This is a genomic window from Kitasatospora sp. NPDC088779 (assembly GCF_040685395.1).
In the GTDB taxonomy this organism is placed as follows: Bacteria; Actinomycetota; Actinomycetes; order Streptomycetales; family Streptomycetaceae; genus Kitasatospora.
Genome location: NZ_JBFBHW010000006.1, coordinates 17,410 through 34,393, shown reverse-complemented (window position 1 = coordinate 34,393; position 16,984 = coordinate 17,410). Strand labels below are relative to the sequence as shown.

The following is a 16,984-nucleotide window of genomic DNA, read 5'->3' as shown; positions in this document are numbered from 1 at the left end:
GATTAGCGGACCGATGGCCGATCTCCCAAATCCGGGCCGACGGGGTTCCCGGCGGGCACCCCGCCGACCAGCGGCGGCGCTCCGGCGGCCGGGCGCAGCAGCCATTCCTCGCGGGTCGCCGGGAGGCCGGCCGAGCCCTCCTCGGTGCTGCGGACGGCGAGGATCTGGTTGATCCCGATCCGGTTCTCCTCGAAGGCGAGCGCGCTGGCGGCCATGTACAGCCGCCAGACCCGGGCCCGGCCGCGGCCGACCAGCCGGACCGCCTCGCTCCAGTGCGCCTCCAGGTTGGCCACCCATTCGCGCAGGGTCAGCCCGTAGTGCTCGCGCAGCGACTCGACGTCCCGGACCTCGAAGCCGGCCTCCTCCAGCCGGGCCACGGTGGAACCGACGGGGGAGAGCTCGCCGTCGGGGAAGACGTAGCGGTCGATGAAGGGGCTGGTGCGGTGCGGCTCACCGGGGCGGTCGGGGCGGCGGGCGATCTGGTGGTTGAGCAGCCGGCCGCCGGGCACCAGCAGCCGGTGCAGGCCCTCGGCGTAGACCCGGTACTGCTCGGAGCCGACGTGCTCGGCCATCCCGACGCTGGAGATCGCGTCGAACGGGCCGTCGACGATCTCCCGGTAGTCCTGGAGCCGGACCTCCACCCGCCCGGCCAGGCCGGCCTCCTCGACCCGCCGGCGGGCCAGCGCGACCTGCTCCCGCGAGATGGAGACACCGACCGCGGTGACGCCGTAGTGCTCGGCCGCGTGCAGCAGCAGCGAGCCCCAGCCGCAGCCGACGTCCAGCAGGCGCATCCCGGGCCGGAGGCCGAGCTTGCGGCAGATCAGGTCGAGCTTGGCCTCCTGGGCGGCCTCCAGGCTCTTGGCCTCCGGGGTCCAGTAGGCGCACGAGTAGACCATGGAGGAGCCCAGGACGAGCCCGTAGAAGTCGTTTCCGACGTCGTAGTGGTGGCTGATGGCCGCGCGGTCCCGGCTGCGGCTGTGCAGCCGCCCGCGGGCCCTGCGGACCTCCTCCTGGGGCGGCGTGGGCTCGGGGCCGAGCGCCCCGGCCCGCAGCGCGGCCGCGAGGACGCGGCGCCCGCCGGCGCCGAGCACGTCCCGCGGGCCGAGGTCGAGGCGGCGGATCTCCGGCCGCTCGACGAACCGGGCGACGGCCGAGAGCACCTCGTAGAGGTCGGTGCCGGGGGCGATCTCCAGGTCCCCCGCGACGTACGCCCGGGCCAGGCCCAGCTCGCCCGGCTGCCAGAGCAGGCGGCGCAGCGCCCGCCGGTTGCGCAGGACGACCGTGGGGGCTCCCGGCGGCCCGGCGACGCTGCCGTCCCAGGCCTGGACCCGCAGCGGTACCGGAACCCCCAACAGCCCGTCCAGGGCCTCGACCAGTTGACCTGCGAGCTTCGCCACCGCGCGCCTCCGTCCAGCCGTCCTGCGGAACGTTTCCTGACCCGGTCGGGCGGACCGGGGGCGGCCTGCGGCACTCCCAGGCGTGGACCGGGCGCCACCCAGCTAATCCCACCGCGGCCGGCCCGCTCCCGGGCGGCACGCCGCGGGCGGCCGGCTGTCACCCGAAATGCCGACGGGCCCCGCAGGCTGCAACAGCCTGCGGGGCCCGTCCATTCCGTCCGTGGACGGCGAACTGACCAGGGGTCAGGATCCGACCGGGGTCAGTCCTCCTCGGCCAGGGTCAGCTCGACGCCGCCGGTGAAGCCGGCCGCCGCGTTGTAGATGAACGCCGAGAGCGTGGACAGCGCCGTCAGCAGGACGACGTCGACCACGGCGATCAGCGAGGTGAAGGTCATCACCTTGCCGAAGCCCACGTAGTCCATCAGGTTGAGGCCGCCGGCGCTGTCCGAGCCGGTGACGTCCTTGAGGGTCTTGGTCAGCGAGTCGAAGACGCCGAGCGAGTCCAGCGTCATCCACAGCACCGCCGCGGCCACGATGATGATGATCCCGACGGCCAGCGACAGCAGGAAGCTGACCTTCATCACCGACCACGGGTCGACCTTGGTCACCCGCAGCCGGGCCTTGCGGGTCCGGCCGAGGCCGACACCGGCGGCCGCCGGTGGGGCGGCCGGGGCCGGCCGGCGCGCCGTGCCCGGGACGGGCGTGCCGCCGGGCGGGGTGTTGCCGCTGGTCCGGGTCCCCCGGGCCGGGGTCGGCTGCCCCTTGGCATAGGTGGTCGGCTGCGAGAATCCGCTCGCGCCCGGCGCCGGGGCCCCCGGCGGCGGGGGCGTCTGTCCGCCGTAGGTCGCGCCGCCCTGTCCCGCTCCGCCGACCGGTGGCATCAGCGAGGTGGACGCGGCCGAGTGCTCGGCCGGCGGCTGCGGCGCGCCGTACCCACCCCCGCCCTGCGCGCCCGGACGGCCGCCGGAGGGTCCTCCCGCAGCACCCGTGGCTCCACTCACCTGGTCCTCCCGCACTTCCCACCAGGACGGCGGCACCGCCCTGCTTCGTCACTCGTCATCCAGCGCCCGGCGGGATTGCCCGGAACTGGTGGGCGGCCGGTGCCGCCACGCCCCTCTATCAGGACGCGACGGCACCGGCCCGTGGTTCGGTTCAGACCTCGGCGTCGCCGCCGGCCGTCGTCTCCGCACCCTCAGCCGTTTCGGTGGAAGCGGTGTCCGCGACCTCGTCCTCCACCGTCTCCTCGTCCTCGGCTTCCGCGTTGCGGGCCATGCCCACGACCGCGTCGCGCTTACCGAGGTTGATCAGTTGGACGCCCATGGTGTCACGTCCGGTTTCACGAACTTCGGAAACCCTTGTGCGGATCACCCCACCCGACAGGGTGATCGCCATGATCTCGTCGGTGTCGTCGACCACGAGCGCGCCGACCAGCGAGCCCCGGCCCTCGACGATCTTCGCCGCCTTGGTGCCGTAGCCGCCACGCCCCTGGACACGGTACTCGTCCACGGCCGTGCGCTTGGCGTACCCGCCGTCGGTGGCGGTGAACACGTACGTTCCCGGGCGGACGACGTTCATCGAGAGCATTTCGTCGTCCTCGCGGAAGGCCATGCCCTTGACGCCGGAGGTGGCGCGGCCGGTGGGCCGCAGCGCGTCGTCGGTCGCGGTGAAGCGGATCGACTGGGCCTTCTTGGAGACCAGCAGCAGGTCGTCCTCGGCGGAGACCAGCTCGGCGCCGATCAGCTCGTCGTCCTGGCCCTCCTCGTCCTGGCGCAGGTTGATCGCGATCAGGCCGCCGGAGCGCGGGGAGTCGTAGTCCTTCAGCGCGGACTTCTTCACCAGGCCGGCCCGGGTGGCGAGGACCAGGTAGGGCTTGTCCTCGTAGGTGCGCACGGCCATCACCTGGGCGATGTGCTCCTCCGGCTGGAAGGCCAGCAGGTTGGCCACGTGCTGGCCGCGGGCGTCGCGCCCGGCGTCCGGGAGCTCGTAGCCCTTGGCGCGGTAGACCCGGCCCTTGTTGGTGAAGAACAGGATCCAGTTGTGCGTCGTCGTCACGAAGAAGTGGTCGACGATGTCGTCCTGCTTGAGCTGCGCTCCGCGCACGCCCTTGCCGCCGCGCTTCTGCGAGCGGTAGAGGTCGGAGCGGGTCCGCTTGACGTAGCCGCCACGGGTGATCGTGACGACGATGTCCTCCTCGGCGATGAGGTCCTCGATCGAGAGGTCGCCGTCGGACGGGATGAGGGTGGAGCGCCGCTCGTCGCCGTACTTCTCGACGATCGCGGTGAGCTCCTCGGAGATGATCTCCCGCTGGCGGGTCGGCGAGGCCAGGATCGCGTTGTACTCGTCGATCTTGCGCTGCAGCTCGTCGTGCTCGTCCATGATCCGCTGGCGCTCCAGGGCGGCCAGGCGGCGCAGCTGCATCTCCAGGATGGCGTTGGCCTGGAGCTCGTCGATGGAGAGCAGCCCCATCAGGCCGGTGCGGGCCGCGTCGGCGCTCGCCGAGGCCCGGATCAGCGCGATGACCTCGTCGATCATGTCCAGGGCGCGCAGCAGGGCGCGCAGGATGTGGGCGCGCTCCTCGGCCTTGCGCAGCCGGAAGGTGGTGCGCCGGACGATGACCTCGACCTGGTGGTTGACCCAGTGCCGGATGAAGGCGTCCAGCGACAGCGTGCGCGGCACGCCGTCGACCAGGGCCAGCATGTTGGCGCCGAAGTTGGTCTGCAGCTCGGTGTGCTTGTAGAGGTTGTTCAGCACGACCTTGGCGACGGCGTCGCGCTTGAGCACGACCACCAGGCGGGTACCGGTGCGGGACGAGGACTCGTCGCGGACGTCGGCGATGCCGGCGACCCTGCCGTCCTTGACCAGGTCGGCGATCTTCAGCGCGAGGTTGTCCGGGTTGACCTGGTACGGCAGCTCGGTGATCACCAGACACTGGCGGCCCTGGATCTCCTCGACCTCGACCACGGCGCGCATGGTGATCGAGCCGCGGCCGGTGCGGTAGGCGTCGTCGATCCCGCGGTGGCCGACGATCAGCGCGCCGGTGGGGAAGTCGGGGCCCTTGATCCGCTCGATCAGGGCTTCGAGCAGCTCCTCGTTGGAGGCGTCCGGGTGCTCCAGCGCCCAGAGCGCGCCGGAGGCGACCTCGCGCAGGTTGTGCGGCGGGATGTTGGTGGCCATGCCGACCGCGATGCCGGTGGCACCGTTGACCAGCAGGTTGGGGATGCGCGCCGGCAGGACGGTCGGCTCCTGCGAGCGGCCGTCGTAGTTGGACGCGAAGTCGACGGTGCCCTCGTCGATGTCGCGCATCATCTCCATGGCGAGCGGCATCATCTTGCACTCGGTGTAGCGCATGGCCGCGGCCGGGTCGTTGCCCGGGGAGCCGAAGTTGCCGTTGCCGTCCACCAGCGGCATCCGCAGCGACCACGGCTGGGCCAGGCGGACGACGGTGTCGTAGATGGAGGTGTCACCGTGCGGGTGGTAGTTGCCCATGACGTCGCCGACGACGCGGGCGCACTTGTAGTAGCCCTTCTCGGGGCGGTACCCACCGTCGTACATCGCGTAGAGCACGCGCCGGTGCACCGGCTTGAGCCCGTCGCGGACCTCGGGGAGCGCCCGGCTGACGATCACGCTCATCGCGTAGTCGAGGTACGAGCGCTGCATCTCGGTCTCGAGCTCGACCGGCTCGATCCGCATGGTCACCTGGGCGGTGGCCTCGGCGGCTGTGGGGGTCTCGGGCTGTTCGCCTTCGGGACGGTTGTCGTCGACCACTGGTGGTCAGTTTCCTTTCACGCGGACTGGTACGTGCTTCGCTGCCGGTCGGGCGGCGTCACACGTCCAGGAAGCGGACGTCCTTGGCGTTGCGCTGGATGAAGGAGCGGCGTGCCTCGACGTCCTCGCCCATCAGCACGGAGAACAGCTCGTCGGCGCGGGCGGCGTCCTCCAGGGTGACCTGGAGGAGCAGCCGGTGCTCGGCGTCCATGGTGGTGACCCGGAGCTCCTCGGCGTTCATCTCGCCGAGACCCTTGAAGCGCTGGATCGCGTCGTCCTTGGGGAGCCGGCGCCCGGCCTCGACCCCGGCCGCGATCAGCGCGTCGCGCTCGCGGTCGGAGTAGGCGTACTCGAAGTCGTCCTTGCCCCACTTGATCTTGTACAGCGGCGGCATGGCGAGGTAGACGTACCCGGACTCGACCAGCGGCCGCATGAAGCGGAACAGCAGGGTGAGCAGCAGGGTGCGGATGTGCTGACCGTCGACGTCGGCGTCCGCCATCAGGACGATCTTGTGATAGCGGAGCTTGGACTCGTCGTAGTCCTCCTGGATGCCGCAGCCGAAGGCCGAGATCAGCGCCTGGACCTCGGTGTTCTGCAGCACCTTGTCGATCCGGGCCTTCTCGACGTTCAGGATCTTGCCGCGGATCGGCAGGATGGCCTGGGTGCGCGGGTCGCGGCCCTGCTTGGCCGAGCCGCCGGCGGAGTCACCCTCGACGATGAAGATCTCGCACTCGGCCGGGTCCTTGGACTGGCAGTCGGAGAGCTTGCCCGGCAGCGAGGCGGACTCCAGCAGGCCCTTGCGGCGGGTGAGGTCGCGGGCCTTGCGGGCGGCGACGCGCGCGGTGGCGGCCTGGATGGACTTGCGGATGATGTCCGAGGCCTCGTTGGGGTTGCGGTCCAACCAGTCGTTGAGGTGCTCGTGGACGACCTTCTGGACGAAGGTCTTCGCCTCGGTGTTGCCGAGCTTGTCCTTGGTCTGGCCCTCGAACTGCGGCTCGCCGAGCTTGACCGAGATGATCGCGGTCAGACCCTCGCGGATGTCCTCGCCGGAGAGGTTGTCGTCCTTCTCCCGGAGCAGCTTCTTGTCCCGCGCGTAGCGGTTGACCAGGCCGGTCAGCGCCGCGCGGAAGCCCTCCTCGTGGGTACCGCCGCCGTGCGTGTGGATGGTGTTGGCGAAGCTGTAGACCCCCTCGGTGTAGGAGGAGTTCCACTGCATCGCGATCTCCACCGAGATCGCCCTGTCCTTGTCCTCCGCCTCGAAGTCGATCACCGAGGGGTGGATCACCTCGCCCTTGCGGGAGTTGAGGTGGGCGACGAAGTCGGCGATGCCGCCGTCGTACTTGTACGTGACGGTGAGCGGCTTGCCCTCCTCGTCCACGTGCTCGGGGCGCTCGTCGGTGAGCGAGATGGAGAGGCCCTTGTTGAGGAAGGCCATCTCCTGGAAGCGCCGGGACAGCGTCTCGAAGGAGTAGACCGTGGTCTCGAAGATCTCCGGGTCGGCCCAGAAGGTGACGGTCGTGCCGGTCTGCTCGGAGCCCTCGTGCGTGGCCAGCGGAGCGGTCGGCGCACCGGCCTTGTAGTCCTGGGTGAAGCGCGAGCCGTCGCGGTGGATCTCCACCGACAGGCGGGTGGACAGCGCGTTCACGACCGAGACGCCGACACCGTGCAGACCGCCGGAGACGGCGTAGCCGCCGCCGCCGAACTTGCCGCCGGCGTGCAGGACGGTGAGCACGACCTCGACGGCCGGCTTCTCCTGGCCGGGGACGATGTCCACCGGGATGCCGCGGCCGTTGTCGACGCAGCGGATGGCGCCGTCGGCCATGATCGTGACGTCGATGGTGTCGGCGTACCCCGCCATCGCCTCGTCGACGGAGTTGTCCACCACTTCCTGCACCAGGTGGTGCAGGCCTCGCTCGCCGGTGGAGCCGATGTACATGCCGGGGCGCTTGCGGACGGCGTCGAGGCCTTCCAGCACCTGGATGTTGCTACCGGTGTAGGAAGCCTGGTCGGTCTGGTCTGGGATCTGGCTGGGGTTGCCGGAATCGGCCACGAAGCGCCCTCTCTGGCACAGCACGGGCCGCATTCCCGCCCCGTGTGGGCGGGCGTGCGACCACGGCGTTTCGACTCGGTTGCCACTAGCAACAGTGTTTGGCTCTCAGTCTACCGGTACGACTGACAGAGATGGGCGTTTGGCAGCCCTTGAAGGCAGATATGCCGCCCTGAATCCCCTCTGGACATGTCCCGATACTCGCCCCGGGGGCCCAGAGCGCCTGGAAGGGCTGTCAGGGATTCCGGAAGATCGCGGTCCGCTCCGCGCCCCCGGCGACGGGCCGGCAACCCGGTCAGCCCCAGGTGTCGCCCGGCCCCTTGCTCCCCGGAGCGCGCAGCCGGCCGTAGCCGCGGGCGGGCGCCGCCGGGCCCAGCACCTTGATGGTGCGGACCGTGCCGTGGCCCAGCTCGTGGTTCAGACGGGCTACCAACTGTCTTGCCAACCACCGCAGTTGGGTGGCCCACGCGGTGGAGTCGCACTGCACGGTGAGCACCGCGGCGGTGTCGTCGTAGGAGGAGGGGTGGCAGTGCGCGGCGATGTCCGGGCCGACGATCTGGGGCCAACGGCCCATCACCCCGCCGACCGCGGCCGAGGACTCCCAGCCCCGTTCGGTCAGCAGCCGGTTCAGCGCCGCCCCCAGCGGGACCGGGTCACGGCCGTCCGACCGGGCTCCGCTGCGCAGGCCGTGCCGCTTCGCCTCGCGCTTCTCCCGGACCTGCTCGCCGCGCTGCCGCGCCTGGGCCCGGGCCGCCCGCAGCGCGGAGCGGGCGAGGTCGGCGCCGGTCGGCGCCGGGTCGCCCGGCCGGGGGGAGTGCTCCGCCGGCTCGCTCACGGCGATCTCCTTTCCCCAGCCTGTGGACAACGGTCGCGGACGCGCGCCGGTGAGCCGTCCAGCCTACGGGAGTGCCCGGACGGCGATTGCGAAGGTGCGGGGGGGGAATCAGGCGTCGATCCGGCGGACGGCGCCGTCGGCGACCGCGAACCGGGCGCCGGCCAGCGTCTTCGGCACGTCCTCGGCGACCGCCGCGGTGACCAGCACCTGCTCGCCGCCGGCCACCAGTTCGGCCAGCCGGTCCCGGCGGGCCGCGTCCAGCTCGGCGAACACGTCGTCCAGGATCAGCACCGGCTCGCCGCCGTCGGCGCGCAGCAGCTCGTACGAGGCCAGCCGCAGCGCCAGCGCGAACGACCAGGACTCGCCGTGGCTCGCGTAGCCCTTGGCGGGCAGCGGGCCGAGGCTGAGCACCAGCTCGTCGCGGTGCGGGCCGACCAGGGTGATGCCCCGGTCCACCTCCTGCTTGCGGACCGCCTGCAACGCGTTCAGCAGCTGCTCCTCGGCCTGCTCGCGGCTGGTCGGCAGCCCGCCCTCGAAGGAGCTGCGGTACTCCAGGACGGTGTCGCCACCGCCCGGGGCCAGCTGCCCGTACGCGGCCGCCACCAACGGCTGGAGGGAAGCCACCAGCTGGATCCGGAAGGCCGTCAACTCGGCTCCGGCCCTTGCCAGATGGCCGTCCCAGACCTCCAGGGTGGAGAGGTCGGCGCCCTTGCCGCCACCGGCCCGGCGGGCCATCGCGGCGGTCTTCAGCAGGGCGTTGCGCTGCTTGAGGACCCTCTCGTAGTCCTGTCGGACCCCGGCCAGCCGGGGGGCCCGGGCGGTCAGCAGCTCGTCCAGGAAACGGCGGCGCTCACCCGGGTCGCCCTTGACCAGGCTGAGGTCCTCGGGCGCGAACAGGACGGTCCGCAGCAGGCCCAGCACGTCGCGCGGGCGGACGTTGTCGGAGCGGTTGATCCGGGCCCGGTTGGCCTTGCCCGGGGTCAGCTCCAGCTCGACCAGGGTGGTGCGGCCGCGGTCCACCACCGAGGTGCGGACCACCGCCCGCTCGGCGCCCAGCCGGATCAGTGGGGCGTCGGTGGCGACCCGGTGGCTGCCCAGCGTGGCGACGTAGCCGACCGCCTCGACCAGGTTGGTCTTGCCCTGGCCGTTGGGCCCGACGAAGGCCGTCACGCCCGGGTCGAGGGGAACCTCGACCCGGGCGTACGACCGGAAGTCGGCGAGCGACAGATGCGCGACGTGCATGGCTGTGGACTGCGCTCGCCTTCTGGGGAGGTGCGGGTTACTTGGACTCGACCGCGTGGCCGCCGAACTGGTTGCGCAGCGCGGCGATCATCTTCATCTGCGGCGAGTCGTCCTGGCGGGAGGCGAAGCGGGCGAACAGCGAGGCGGTGATCGCCGGCAGCGGCACCGCGTGGTCGATCGCGGCCTCGACGGTCCAGCGGCCCTCACCGGAGTCGGCGGCCCAGCCGCGCAGCTTCGCCAGGTGCTCGTCGTCGTCCAGCGCGCGGACGGCCAGGTCCAGCAGCCAGGAGCGGATGACGGTGCCCTCCTGCCAGCTGCGGAAGACCTCGCGCACGTCGGTGACCTCGGGGGCGGCCTCCAGGAGCTCCCAGCCCTCGGCGAACGCCTGCATCATCGCGTACTCGATGCCGTTGTGGACCATCTTGGCGAAGTGGCCGGCGCCCACGGCACCCGCGTGCACCGAGCCGAAGTCGCCCTCGGGCTTGAGCGAGTCGAACACCGGCTGGACGCGGGCCACGTGCTCGGCGTCGCCGCCGTACATCAGGGCGTAGCCGTTCTCCAGGCCCCAGACGCCGCCGGAGACGCCGCAGTCGACGAAGCCGATGTCCTTGGCGGCCAGCGCCTCGGCGTGCTTGATGTCGTCGGTCCAGCGGGAGTTGCCGCCGTCGACCACCACGTCGCCGGGGGAGAGCAGCTCGGCGAGCTCGTCGACGGTCGCCTGGGTGGCGGCGCCGGCCGGGACCATCACCCAGATCACCCGCGGGCCCTGCAGCTTGGAGACGAGCTCCTGGAGGCTCTCGACGTCGGAGATGTCCGGGTTGCGGTCGTAGCCGATGACGGTGTGGCCGGCGCGGCGGATCCGCTCGCGCATGTTGCCGCCCATCTTGCCGAGACCGATGAGGCCGAGCTCCATGACCAAGTCCTTACCTGTGGTGACGTGCCTGCCGGCGGCGCCGTTGCCGCACGCCCCGAGCCTACGCGCTGCGGCGGTGGCGGCTCCCTGTGGTCGGGCCGACCGGGGGAGGACGACCACAGGCTGTGCACAGCCGGTGTGCACAGCCTGTGGGTGACGGCCTGCGGGCAGCAGCCGCGAGGTCAGCCGGAGAGGCGGACCGGCATGATCAGGTACTGGTACGCCTTGTCCTCCTCGGCGTCCACCGAGGCCTTGCCGCTGAGCAGCGCGGGCTTGGTCGGCGTGGTGAAGCTCAGCTGGGCGTAGGCGGAGTCGATGGCCTTGAGGCCCTCCTCCAGGTAGCCCGGGTTGAAGGCGATCGAGATGTCGTCGCCCTCCAGGTCGGCGTCGATCCGCTCGGTGGCCTGGGCGTCGTCGCCCGAGCCCGCCTCCAGGGTCAGCACGCCCTGCTCGAAGCTGAGCCGGACCGGGGTGTTGCGCTCGGCGACCAGCGAGACGCGCTTGAGCGCCTCCAGGAAGGGCTGGGTCTGGATCGCGGCGACGGCGCTGAACTCCGTCGGGAACAGGCTGCGGAACTTGGGGAACTCGCCCTCCAGCAGCCGCGTGGTCGTCCGGCGGCCGGCGCCCTCGAAGCCGATCAGGCCCTCGCCCGCGCCGCCCGAGGAGAGCGCGATCGAGACGTTGTCGCCGCTGCCCAGGGACTTGGCGATGTCCTGCAGCGTCTTGGCGGGCACCAGGGCGACGGCCGAGATGTCCGACTGCTCGGGCTTCCACAGCAGGTCGCGGACCGCGAAGCGGTAGCGGTCGGTGGCGGCCAGGGTGATCCGGTCGCCCTCGATCTCGACCCGGACACCGGTGAGCACCGGGAGGGTGTCGTCGCGGCCGGCGGCCACCGCGGCCTGGCTGACCGCGGAGGCGAACACGTCGCCCGAGACGGTGCCCGTGGCGGTCGGCATCTGGGGCAGCGCCGGGTACTCGTCCACCGGGAGGGTGGGGAGGGTGAATCGGGAACTGCCGCAGACCACGCTGACCCGCTGGCCGTCGGTGGAGATCTCCACCGGCCGGTTCGGCAGGTTGCGCGAGATGTCGTTCAGCAGCCGACCGGAGACCAGGACGGTGCCGGCCTCCTCGATGTCGGCTTCCAGCTCGACCCGGGCCGAGACCTCGTAGTCGAAGCCGGACAGCGCCAGGCTGCCGTCCTGTGCCGTCAGCAGCAGGCCGGCCAGCACCGGCACCGGCGGCCGTGCCGGGAGGCTGCGGGCAGCCCAGGCCACCGCCTCCGCGAGGACGTCACGCTCCACCCGGAACTTCACCGGTAACCGCCTCCTGGATCGAGCGCTCCCGCTCGCACTCTGGTTCGTCTGATCATGATCGTCGGTCGGGCTGTCCACCGAGCTGTGCCACTCCGCTTCCAGTCGCCGAGGACAGTCTGACGTACTCCGCCGACAGACGGGGCAGACGGGCGGAAGCAAGCCGAACAGATGTCGGGGCGCGGTTGTCCACAGATTCGGGGCCCACCCACTTTCAAGCGAGTCGATGGGTCTAAATGTGTAGTGGTAGTAGTAGGGCCTGTGGAAACCGTGGATAACCCCGTTTCCCCAGGTCAGACCCACTTTTTTGTCCACAGCGGGTGTGGACGGCGGCTGTGGACGAACACGCGGTGCTGTGGACAGCGGAGCGTTACCCACAGGGCACGCTGGGTATCCACAGGTTATCCCCAGGGCTGTCCCCAGATCCGGGCCCGGTTATCCACGGGTGTCGGTCAACTTTACGTGACGCCTTTCACACCAGGGCATGAACGCCGCCCCACGCTTGTCGAACTGTGGATCATGCTGTGGACAACCTGGGGATAACCGCCCCTCCCCTGGGGACAACCGGTGGACAACCCGGATGGCCCATTGGCGGCCCGTCAATTGTCCACACCCTGTGGATAACGATTGTGCACAAGTCCACAGGCACCTGACCTGCGCGGAAGAGCGTAGCGGCGACACGCCTGTGGACGAATTCTGGATAACTTCGGACGCCCCGGCCTGTGGACTACGGGGAAGGTGCCCGCCCTGTGGACAACTGCCCTGCGCGGCCCCGGTTTTCGAATCACCGGTCAGATGTTCGGCGCGGGCTGTGGACTGGCGCAACGTCCGTCGACGGCATCTCTGCCCAGCCGGCGCCCGAGGCACACCTGCGGACATGAGAAAAGGGCGTCAGGATCGCTCCTGACGCCCTTTCCGGCCACCTCGGCGCCGGATCCGGCCCCGGCCCGCCACCGGCCCTGCGGCTAGCTCTTGATGCGGTTGGTCAGCTCGGTGACCTGGTTGTAGATCGACCGGCGCTCGGCCATCAGCGAGCGGATCTTGCGGTCCGCGTGCATCACCGTGGTGTGGTCGCGGCCGCCGAACTGCGCGCCGATCTTCGGCAGCGAGAGGTCGGTCAGCTCCCGGCAGAGGTACATGGCGATCTGACGGGCCGTCACCAGGACGCGGCTGCGCGAGGATCCGCAGAGGTCGTCCACACCCAGCCCGAAGTACGCGGCGGTCTGCTGCATGATGACCTGCGCGGTGATCTCCGGCCCGGCGTCCTCGTCCCCGCCCGGGATCAGGTCCTTGAGGACGATCCCGGCCAACTCCAGGTCCACCGGCGCCCGGTTGAGGTTGGCGAAGGCGGTGACCCGGATCAGGGCGCCCTCCAACTCCCGGATGTTGCGGGTGATCCGGGACGCGATGAACTCCAACACGTCGGCCGGGGCGTTGAGTTGCTCCTGGATCGCCTTCTTGCGCAGGATCGCGATCCGGGTCTCCAGCTCCGGCGGGGTGACGTCGGTGATCAGGCCCCACTCGAAGCGGTTGCGCAGCCGGTCCTCCAGCGTGGTCAGCAGCTTGGGCGGCCGGTCCGAGGAGAGCACGATCTGCTTGTTCGCGTTGTGCAGGGTGTTGAAGGTGTGGAAGAACTCCTCCTGCGTGGACTCCTTGCTCGCGAGGAACTGGATGTCGTCCACGAGCAGGATGTCCATGTCCCGGTAGCGCCGGCGGAAGGTGTCCGCCTTGCCGTCCCGGATCGAGTTGATGAACTCGTTGGTGAACTCCTCCGAGGACACGTAGCGCACCCGGGTGCCCGGGAAGAGGCTGCGCGAGTAGTGCCCGATGGCGTGCAGCAGGTGGGTCTTGCCCAGCCCGGACTCGCCGTAGATGAAGAGCGGGTTGTACGCCTTGGCCGGGGCCTCGGCGACCGCCACCGCCGCCGCGTGCGCGAAGCGGTTGCTGGCGCCGATGACGAAGGTGTCGAAGAGGTACTTGGGGTTCAGCCGGGCGGCCGGCTCGTCCTTGCGGGAGCCGCCGGCCGGCGGGGCGCCGGGCGGGGCGGGCACGCCGGGGACGGCCGGGCGTTCGGTGGCGCGCTCCGGCGCGTTCTTGTCCGCGGGACGGCCGCCGGCCGGGCGTGAGCCGGGGGCGCGGCGGCCGGCGCCGGCGCGGGGCTGCTCGTTCGGGCCGGGGCCGTAGGCGCCGCCGAACAGGTCGCCCTGGGTGGTCGCGGGCGGGCCGGGCATCGGGCGCGGCGCCGGCCGGGACGGCTCGTCGGCCTCGCGGTAGCCGGGGGGCTGCTCCTGGTAGCCGCCGCCCTGCTCGGGGTAGCCGCCCTGTTCCTGGTACCCGTTCTGGTCGGGGTAGCCGCCGCCCTGCTCCGGGTAGCCGCCCTGCTCGGGGTAGCCGGGCCAGGCCGGGCCGGCCGCCGGGCCGCCGTACGGCGCGGGGCGCTGCTCGTAGCCGCCGGTGTCGTAGCGGGGCCGGTCGTAGCCCTGCTCGTACGGCTGCTGGTAGTCCTGGCCGCCGTAGCCGCCGGCATCCTCCCCGGTCGGGCCGGGGTACGGCTCGGCCGGGGCCTGGGCGGCGGGTGCGGGGGTGGTCGGGACGGCGTTGGCGTCGACCATCACGGCGATCCGCACCGGGCGGCTGAGCTCGCGGCTGAGGGCCTCGGTGAGCTGCGGCAGCAGCCGGCCCTCCAGCACCTGCTTGGCCCGCTCGTTGGGGGTCGCCAGCAGGGCGGTGTCGTGCATCATCCACATCGGCTGGGTGCGCTGCACCCACTGCTTGTCCATCTCCCCGACGTCCGGGTCGCTGACCAGCCGCTCGACGACTCTCGCCCAGACCGGGACGAGGTCGCTGTTGACATCAGCCACTGGTGCACGCTTTCTCGGTTCCCCGCGGCTCCAGCAGGGGGTGGTGGATCAGGAGACTGTGGATCGGCGGGTCCGTCTCCGGCGGACCGACCCCACGAGGAAGAACACGAAGAACAAACCAGACAAGTCCTGCAACGGTAGTCAGCGAACAGAGCCGGATCAAGTCGTTGTCCACAGGCTGTGGGCGAAGGGGACTCCGGGCACCCTCTGGGGGGCCGCTCGAAAAAGCTGGTTTGACCCTCGTGCCCCGTCCCGCGTACCGTAACCAGGTCGAGTTGTCGATGGCCGCTGCCGCATGTCCGCGGGTCCACCCGCTCCATAAGGCGCGCAGCACGGGCGCCGTGGATTGCCCTGAACCCCAGCCGAACTGGGGCGATGGGTCGGATTTCCGAATCAGGGGAGATCACGCGGACGCACGGTGACGGCCAAGCGATCCCCCGTCATCCTACGATTCACCTCAGGAGCCCCCGAGTGAGCAAGCGCACCTTCCAGCCGAACAACCGTCGTCGCGCGAAGACCCACGGCTTCCGGCTGCGTATGCGTACCCGCGCCGGCCGCGCCATCCTGGCTGCCCGCCGTGGCAAGGGCCGCACCAGCCTGTCCGCCTGATCCACGACAGAGTCTGTTGTGCTGCCCTCCGAGAATCGGCTGCGGCGGCGCCAGGACTTCGCGACCGCGGTGAAACGCGGTCGCCGGGCCGGCCGGCCCCTTCTGGTCGTCCATCTCAGCAGAGAAGGCGACCCCAAGGGGCAGACCGACCGGACCAGCGACTCCCGCCCGCACGTCGCCGAGGGGACTCCTTCGGCGCGTGCGGGTTTCGTCGTGAGCAAGGCCGTCGGCCCGGCGGTCGTTCGCAACCTGGTCAAGCGCCGGTTGCGGCACCTCGTTCGTGATCGTCTGTCCAGGCTGCCCGCCGGTAGCCTGATAGTGGTGCGTGCGCTGCCCCAGGCCGCGACCGCCTCGTACCAGGACCTCGAACGTGACCTGGACGCGGCGCTGAAACGGTTGCTGAAGGTGGAGTCCGCCACGACGGCGCCGACGGGAGCAGGACGATGAAGTTCCTGCTGATGGGTCTGATCAGGGTCTACCAGTGGACCATCAGCCCACTGCTCGGTCCGGTCTGCCGCTACTACCCCTCCTGCTCGCACTACGGCTACGAGGCCGTGAAGGTGCACGGGGCGGTCAAGGGCGGCGGACTGACCGTGTGGCGCATCCTGCGCTGCAATCCGTGGACGCCCGGCGGGGTCGATCACGTTCCGCCGCGTAAGCATCCGGTGTGGCACCGGCGGCTGCGAGACTGGCTGAGCAGCCGGTCCGCCACCGGACAGCCGGTGACCACGACCCCCGCCGGTCCGGACCCCGAGGGCCCGGCGACCATTGGCCCCGAGGGGCCAATCCACATGTCCAAGGAGCCTGACCGGTGACCTTCTCCTTCCTGAATCCCCTGTACACAGCGGTGTCCTGGATCATCGTCCAGTTCCACTCGCTGTACAGCAACATCTTCGACCCGGACGGTGGCTGGGCCTGGGGTCTGGCCATCGCCTCGATGGTGGTCGTCATCCGGATCTGCCTGATCCCGCTCTTCGTGAAGCAGATCAAGGCGACCCGGGCCATGCAGGCGATCCAGCCGAAGATGAAGGCCATCCAGGAGCGCTACAAGAACGACAAGCAGCGCCAGTCCGAAGAGATGATGAAGCTGTACAAGGAGGCGGGTACCAACCCGTTCTCCAGCTGCCTTCCCATCATCGTGCAGGCGCCGTTCTTCACCGCCCTCTACGGCGTGCTCGCCAAGGTCGCCAAGAGCGAGCCGATCGGCGTCATCCACGGCGACCTGCTGCTGAGCGCCGGCAAGGCGCACATCTTCGGTGCCCCGCTCTCCGCGACCTTCGTCAGCAGCCACGAGACCAGCGTCAAGATCGTCACCGCGGTGATGATCATCATGATGTCGCTGTCGCAGTTCATCACCCAGCGCCAGCTGATGACCAAGAACGTCGACCTCACGGTCAAGACGCCGTTCATGCAGCAGCAGAAGATGCTGATGTACGTCTTCCCGGTGATGTTCGCCGTGATGGGCATCAACTTCCCCGTCGGTGTCCTGGTCTACTGGCTGACCACCAACGTCTGGTCGATGGGCCAGCAGCTGATCGTCATCCACAACAACCCGACCCCGGGCAGCAAGGCGTGGGACGAGCGGCAGGTCCGTCTGAAGAAGGCCGGCCGGCTGAACCCGGACGGTTCGGAGATCAAGGGCGCGCTCTGGGGCCTGCTGCCCCCGTCCAAGTCGACCCTCGACGCCGCCTCGGCGGCGGCCGCCGTGGTCGAGGAGTCGGCGCAGGCGCGCCGCCAGCAGCCCCGCAAGCAGACCAAGGCGCAGCGCCAGCAGAGCGGTGCCGGTCAGCAGACCGCCGACCTGACCAAGGACACCGAGGCCCCGGCCGAGGAGCCCGCCGACACCGTCCCGGCCGACTCCGGTGCCAAGCCGGCGGCCGCCCAGCAGGGCCCGGCCAAGCCCGGCGCGGCCAAGCCGGGCACCGCTCGGCAGGAGCCCAAGCGTGGCGGCCAGCGGCCGAAGAAGAAGTCCTGACCGGCCCTGGACCCGTTGTGACAGCGCGCA

The 16,984-nt window shown here is 70.7% G+C and carries 13 protein-coding genes; 4 read left to right on the top strand and 9 right to left on the bottom strand.

The genetic code is table 11. From position 1 onward, the window contains the following. Positions 1-2: 2 nt before the first annotated feature. From AB0P03_RS07005 to dnaA, 9 genes are all read right to left on the bottom strand, one after another. Entirely contained in the window at positions 3-1,397 is a 1,395-nt protein-coding gene (locus AB0P03_RS07005; RefSeq protein WP_363579884.1) for a cyclopropane-fatty-acyl-phospholipid synthase family protein, read from the bottom strand. A 260-nt stretch (positions 1,398-1,657) separates the two neighbouring features. Further along, the gene (locus AB0P03_RS07000; RefSeq protein ID WP_363628006.1) at positions 1,658-2,398 is read right to left on the bottom strand and encodes a DUF3566 domain-containing protein; all 741 of its coding nucleotides are present in this window, start codon (positions 2,396-2,398) and stop codon (positions 1,658-1,660) included. Positions 2,399-2,549: 151 nt separating this feature from the next. Continuing rightward, positions 2,550-5,162: a DNA gyrase subunit A gene (gene gyrA / locus AB0P03_RS06995; RefSeq protein WP_363579882.1), complete on the bottom strand. Its 2,613-nt coding sequence runs from the start codon at positions 5,160-5,162 to the stop codon at positions 2,550-2,552. A gap of 58 nt (positions 5,163-5,220) precedes the next feature. After that, positions 5,221-7,236, bottom strand: coding sequence for a DNA topoisomerase (ATP-hydrolyzing) subunit B (gene gyrB / locus AB0P03_RS06990; protein WP_363579881.1), 2,016 nt, complete (start codon positions 7,234-7,236; stop codon positions 5,221-5,223). Positions 7,237-7,504: 268 nt separating this feature from the next. Continuing rightward, positions 7,505-8,044 (bottom strand): DciA family protein, encoded by a 540-nt coding sequence (locus AB0P03_RS06985; protein WP_363579880.1) that lies wholly within the window; start codon positions 8,042-8,044, stop codon positions 7,505-7,507. A 108-nt stretch (positions 8,045-8,152) separates the two neighbouring features. Beyond that, a complete protein-coding gene (gene recF / locus AB0P03_RS06980; RefSeq protein WP_363579879.1) occupies positions 8,153-9,286 on the bottom strand; it encodes a DNA replication/repair protein RecF in 1,134 nt (377 codons plus the stop codon). Between the two features lie 37 nt (positions 9,287-9,323). Further along, positions 9,324-10,199: a phosphogluconate dehydrogenase (NAD(+)-dependent, decarboxylating) gene (gnd, locus tag AB0P03_RS06975; RefSeq protein WP_363628005.1), complete on the bottom strand. Its 876-nt coding sequence runs from the start codon at positions 10,197-10,199 to the stop codon at positions 9,324-9,326. Positions 10,200-10,381: 182 nt separating this feature from the next. Next, positions 10,382-11,512 (bottom strand): DNA polymerase III subunit beta, encoded by a 1,131-nt coding sequence (dnaN, locus tag AB0P03_RS06970; RefSeq protein WP_363579877.1) that lies wholly within the window; start codon positions 11,510-11,512, stop codon positions 10,382-10,384. Between the two features lie 962 nt (positions 11,513-12,474). Continuing rightward, complete coding sequence (gene dnaA / locus AB0P03_RS06965) at positions 12,475-14,370, bottom strand: chromosomal replication initiator protein DnaA (RefSeq protein WP_363628004.1); 1,896 nt, start codon at positions 14,368-14,370, stop codon at positions 12,475-12,477. A 471-nt stretch (positions 14,371-14,841) separates the two neighbouring features. Here dnaA and rpmH point away from each other — a divergent pair, with 471 nt between their 5' ends. Genes rpmH through yidC form a run of 4 tightly spaced genes read left to right on the top strand, consistent with a single transcriptional unit; the run spans position 14,842 to position 16,954 of the window. Beyond that, positions 14,842-14,979: a 50S ribosomal protein L34 gene (gene rpmH / locus AB0P03_RS06960; protein WP_030392420.1), complete on the top strand. Its 138-nt coding sequence runs from the start codon at positions 14,842-14,844 to the stop codon at positions 14,977-14,979. 18 nt (positions 14,980-14,997) lie between these two features. Then, positions 14,998-15,426, top strand: coding sequence for a ribonuclease P protein component (gene rnpA, locus AB0P03_RS06955; protein ID WP_350876735.1), 429 nt, complete (start codon positions 14,998-15,000; stop codon positions 15,424-15,426). Continuing rightward, positions 15,423-15,794: a membrane protein insertion efficiency factor YidD gene (gene yidD, locus AB0P03_RS06950; protein ID WP_063348465.1), complete on the top strand. Its 372-nt coding sequence runs from the start codon at positions 15,423-15,425 to the stop codon at positions 15,792-15,794. The genes rnpA and yidD overlap by 4 nt, the downstream gene beginning before the upstream one ends. Continuing rightward, complete coding sequence (gene yidC / locus AB0P03_RS06945; RefSeq protein ID WP_363628003.1) at positions 15,791-16,954, top strand: membrane protein insertase YidC; 1,164 nt, start codon at positions 15,791-15,793, stop codon at positions 16,952-16,954. Before yidD ends, yidC begins: the two co-directional genes overlap by 4 nt. Positions 16,955-16,984: the final 30 nt, after the last annotated feature.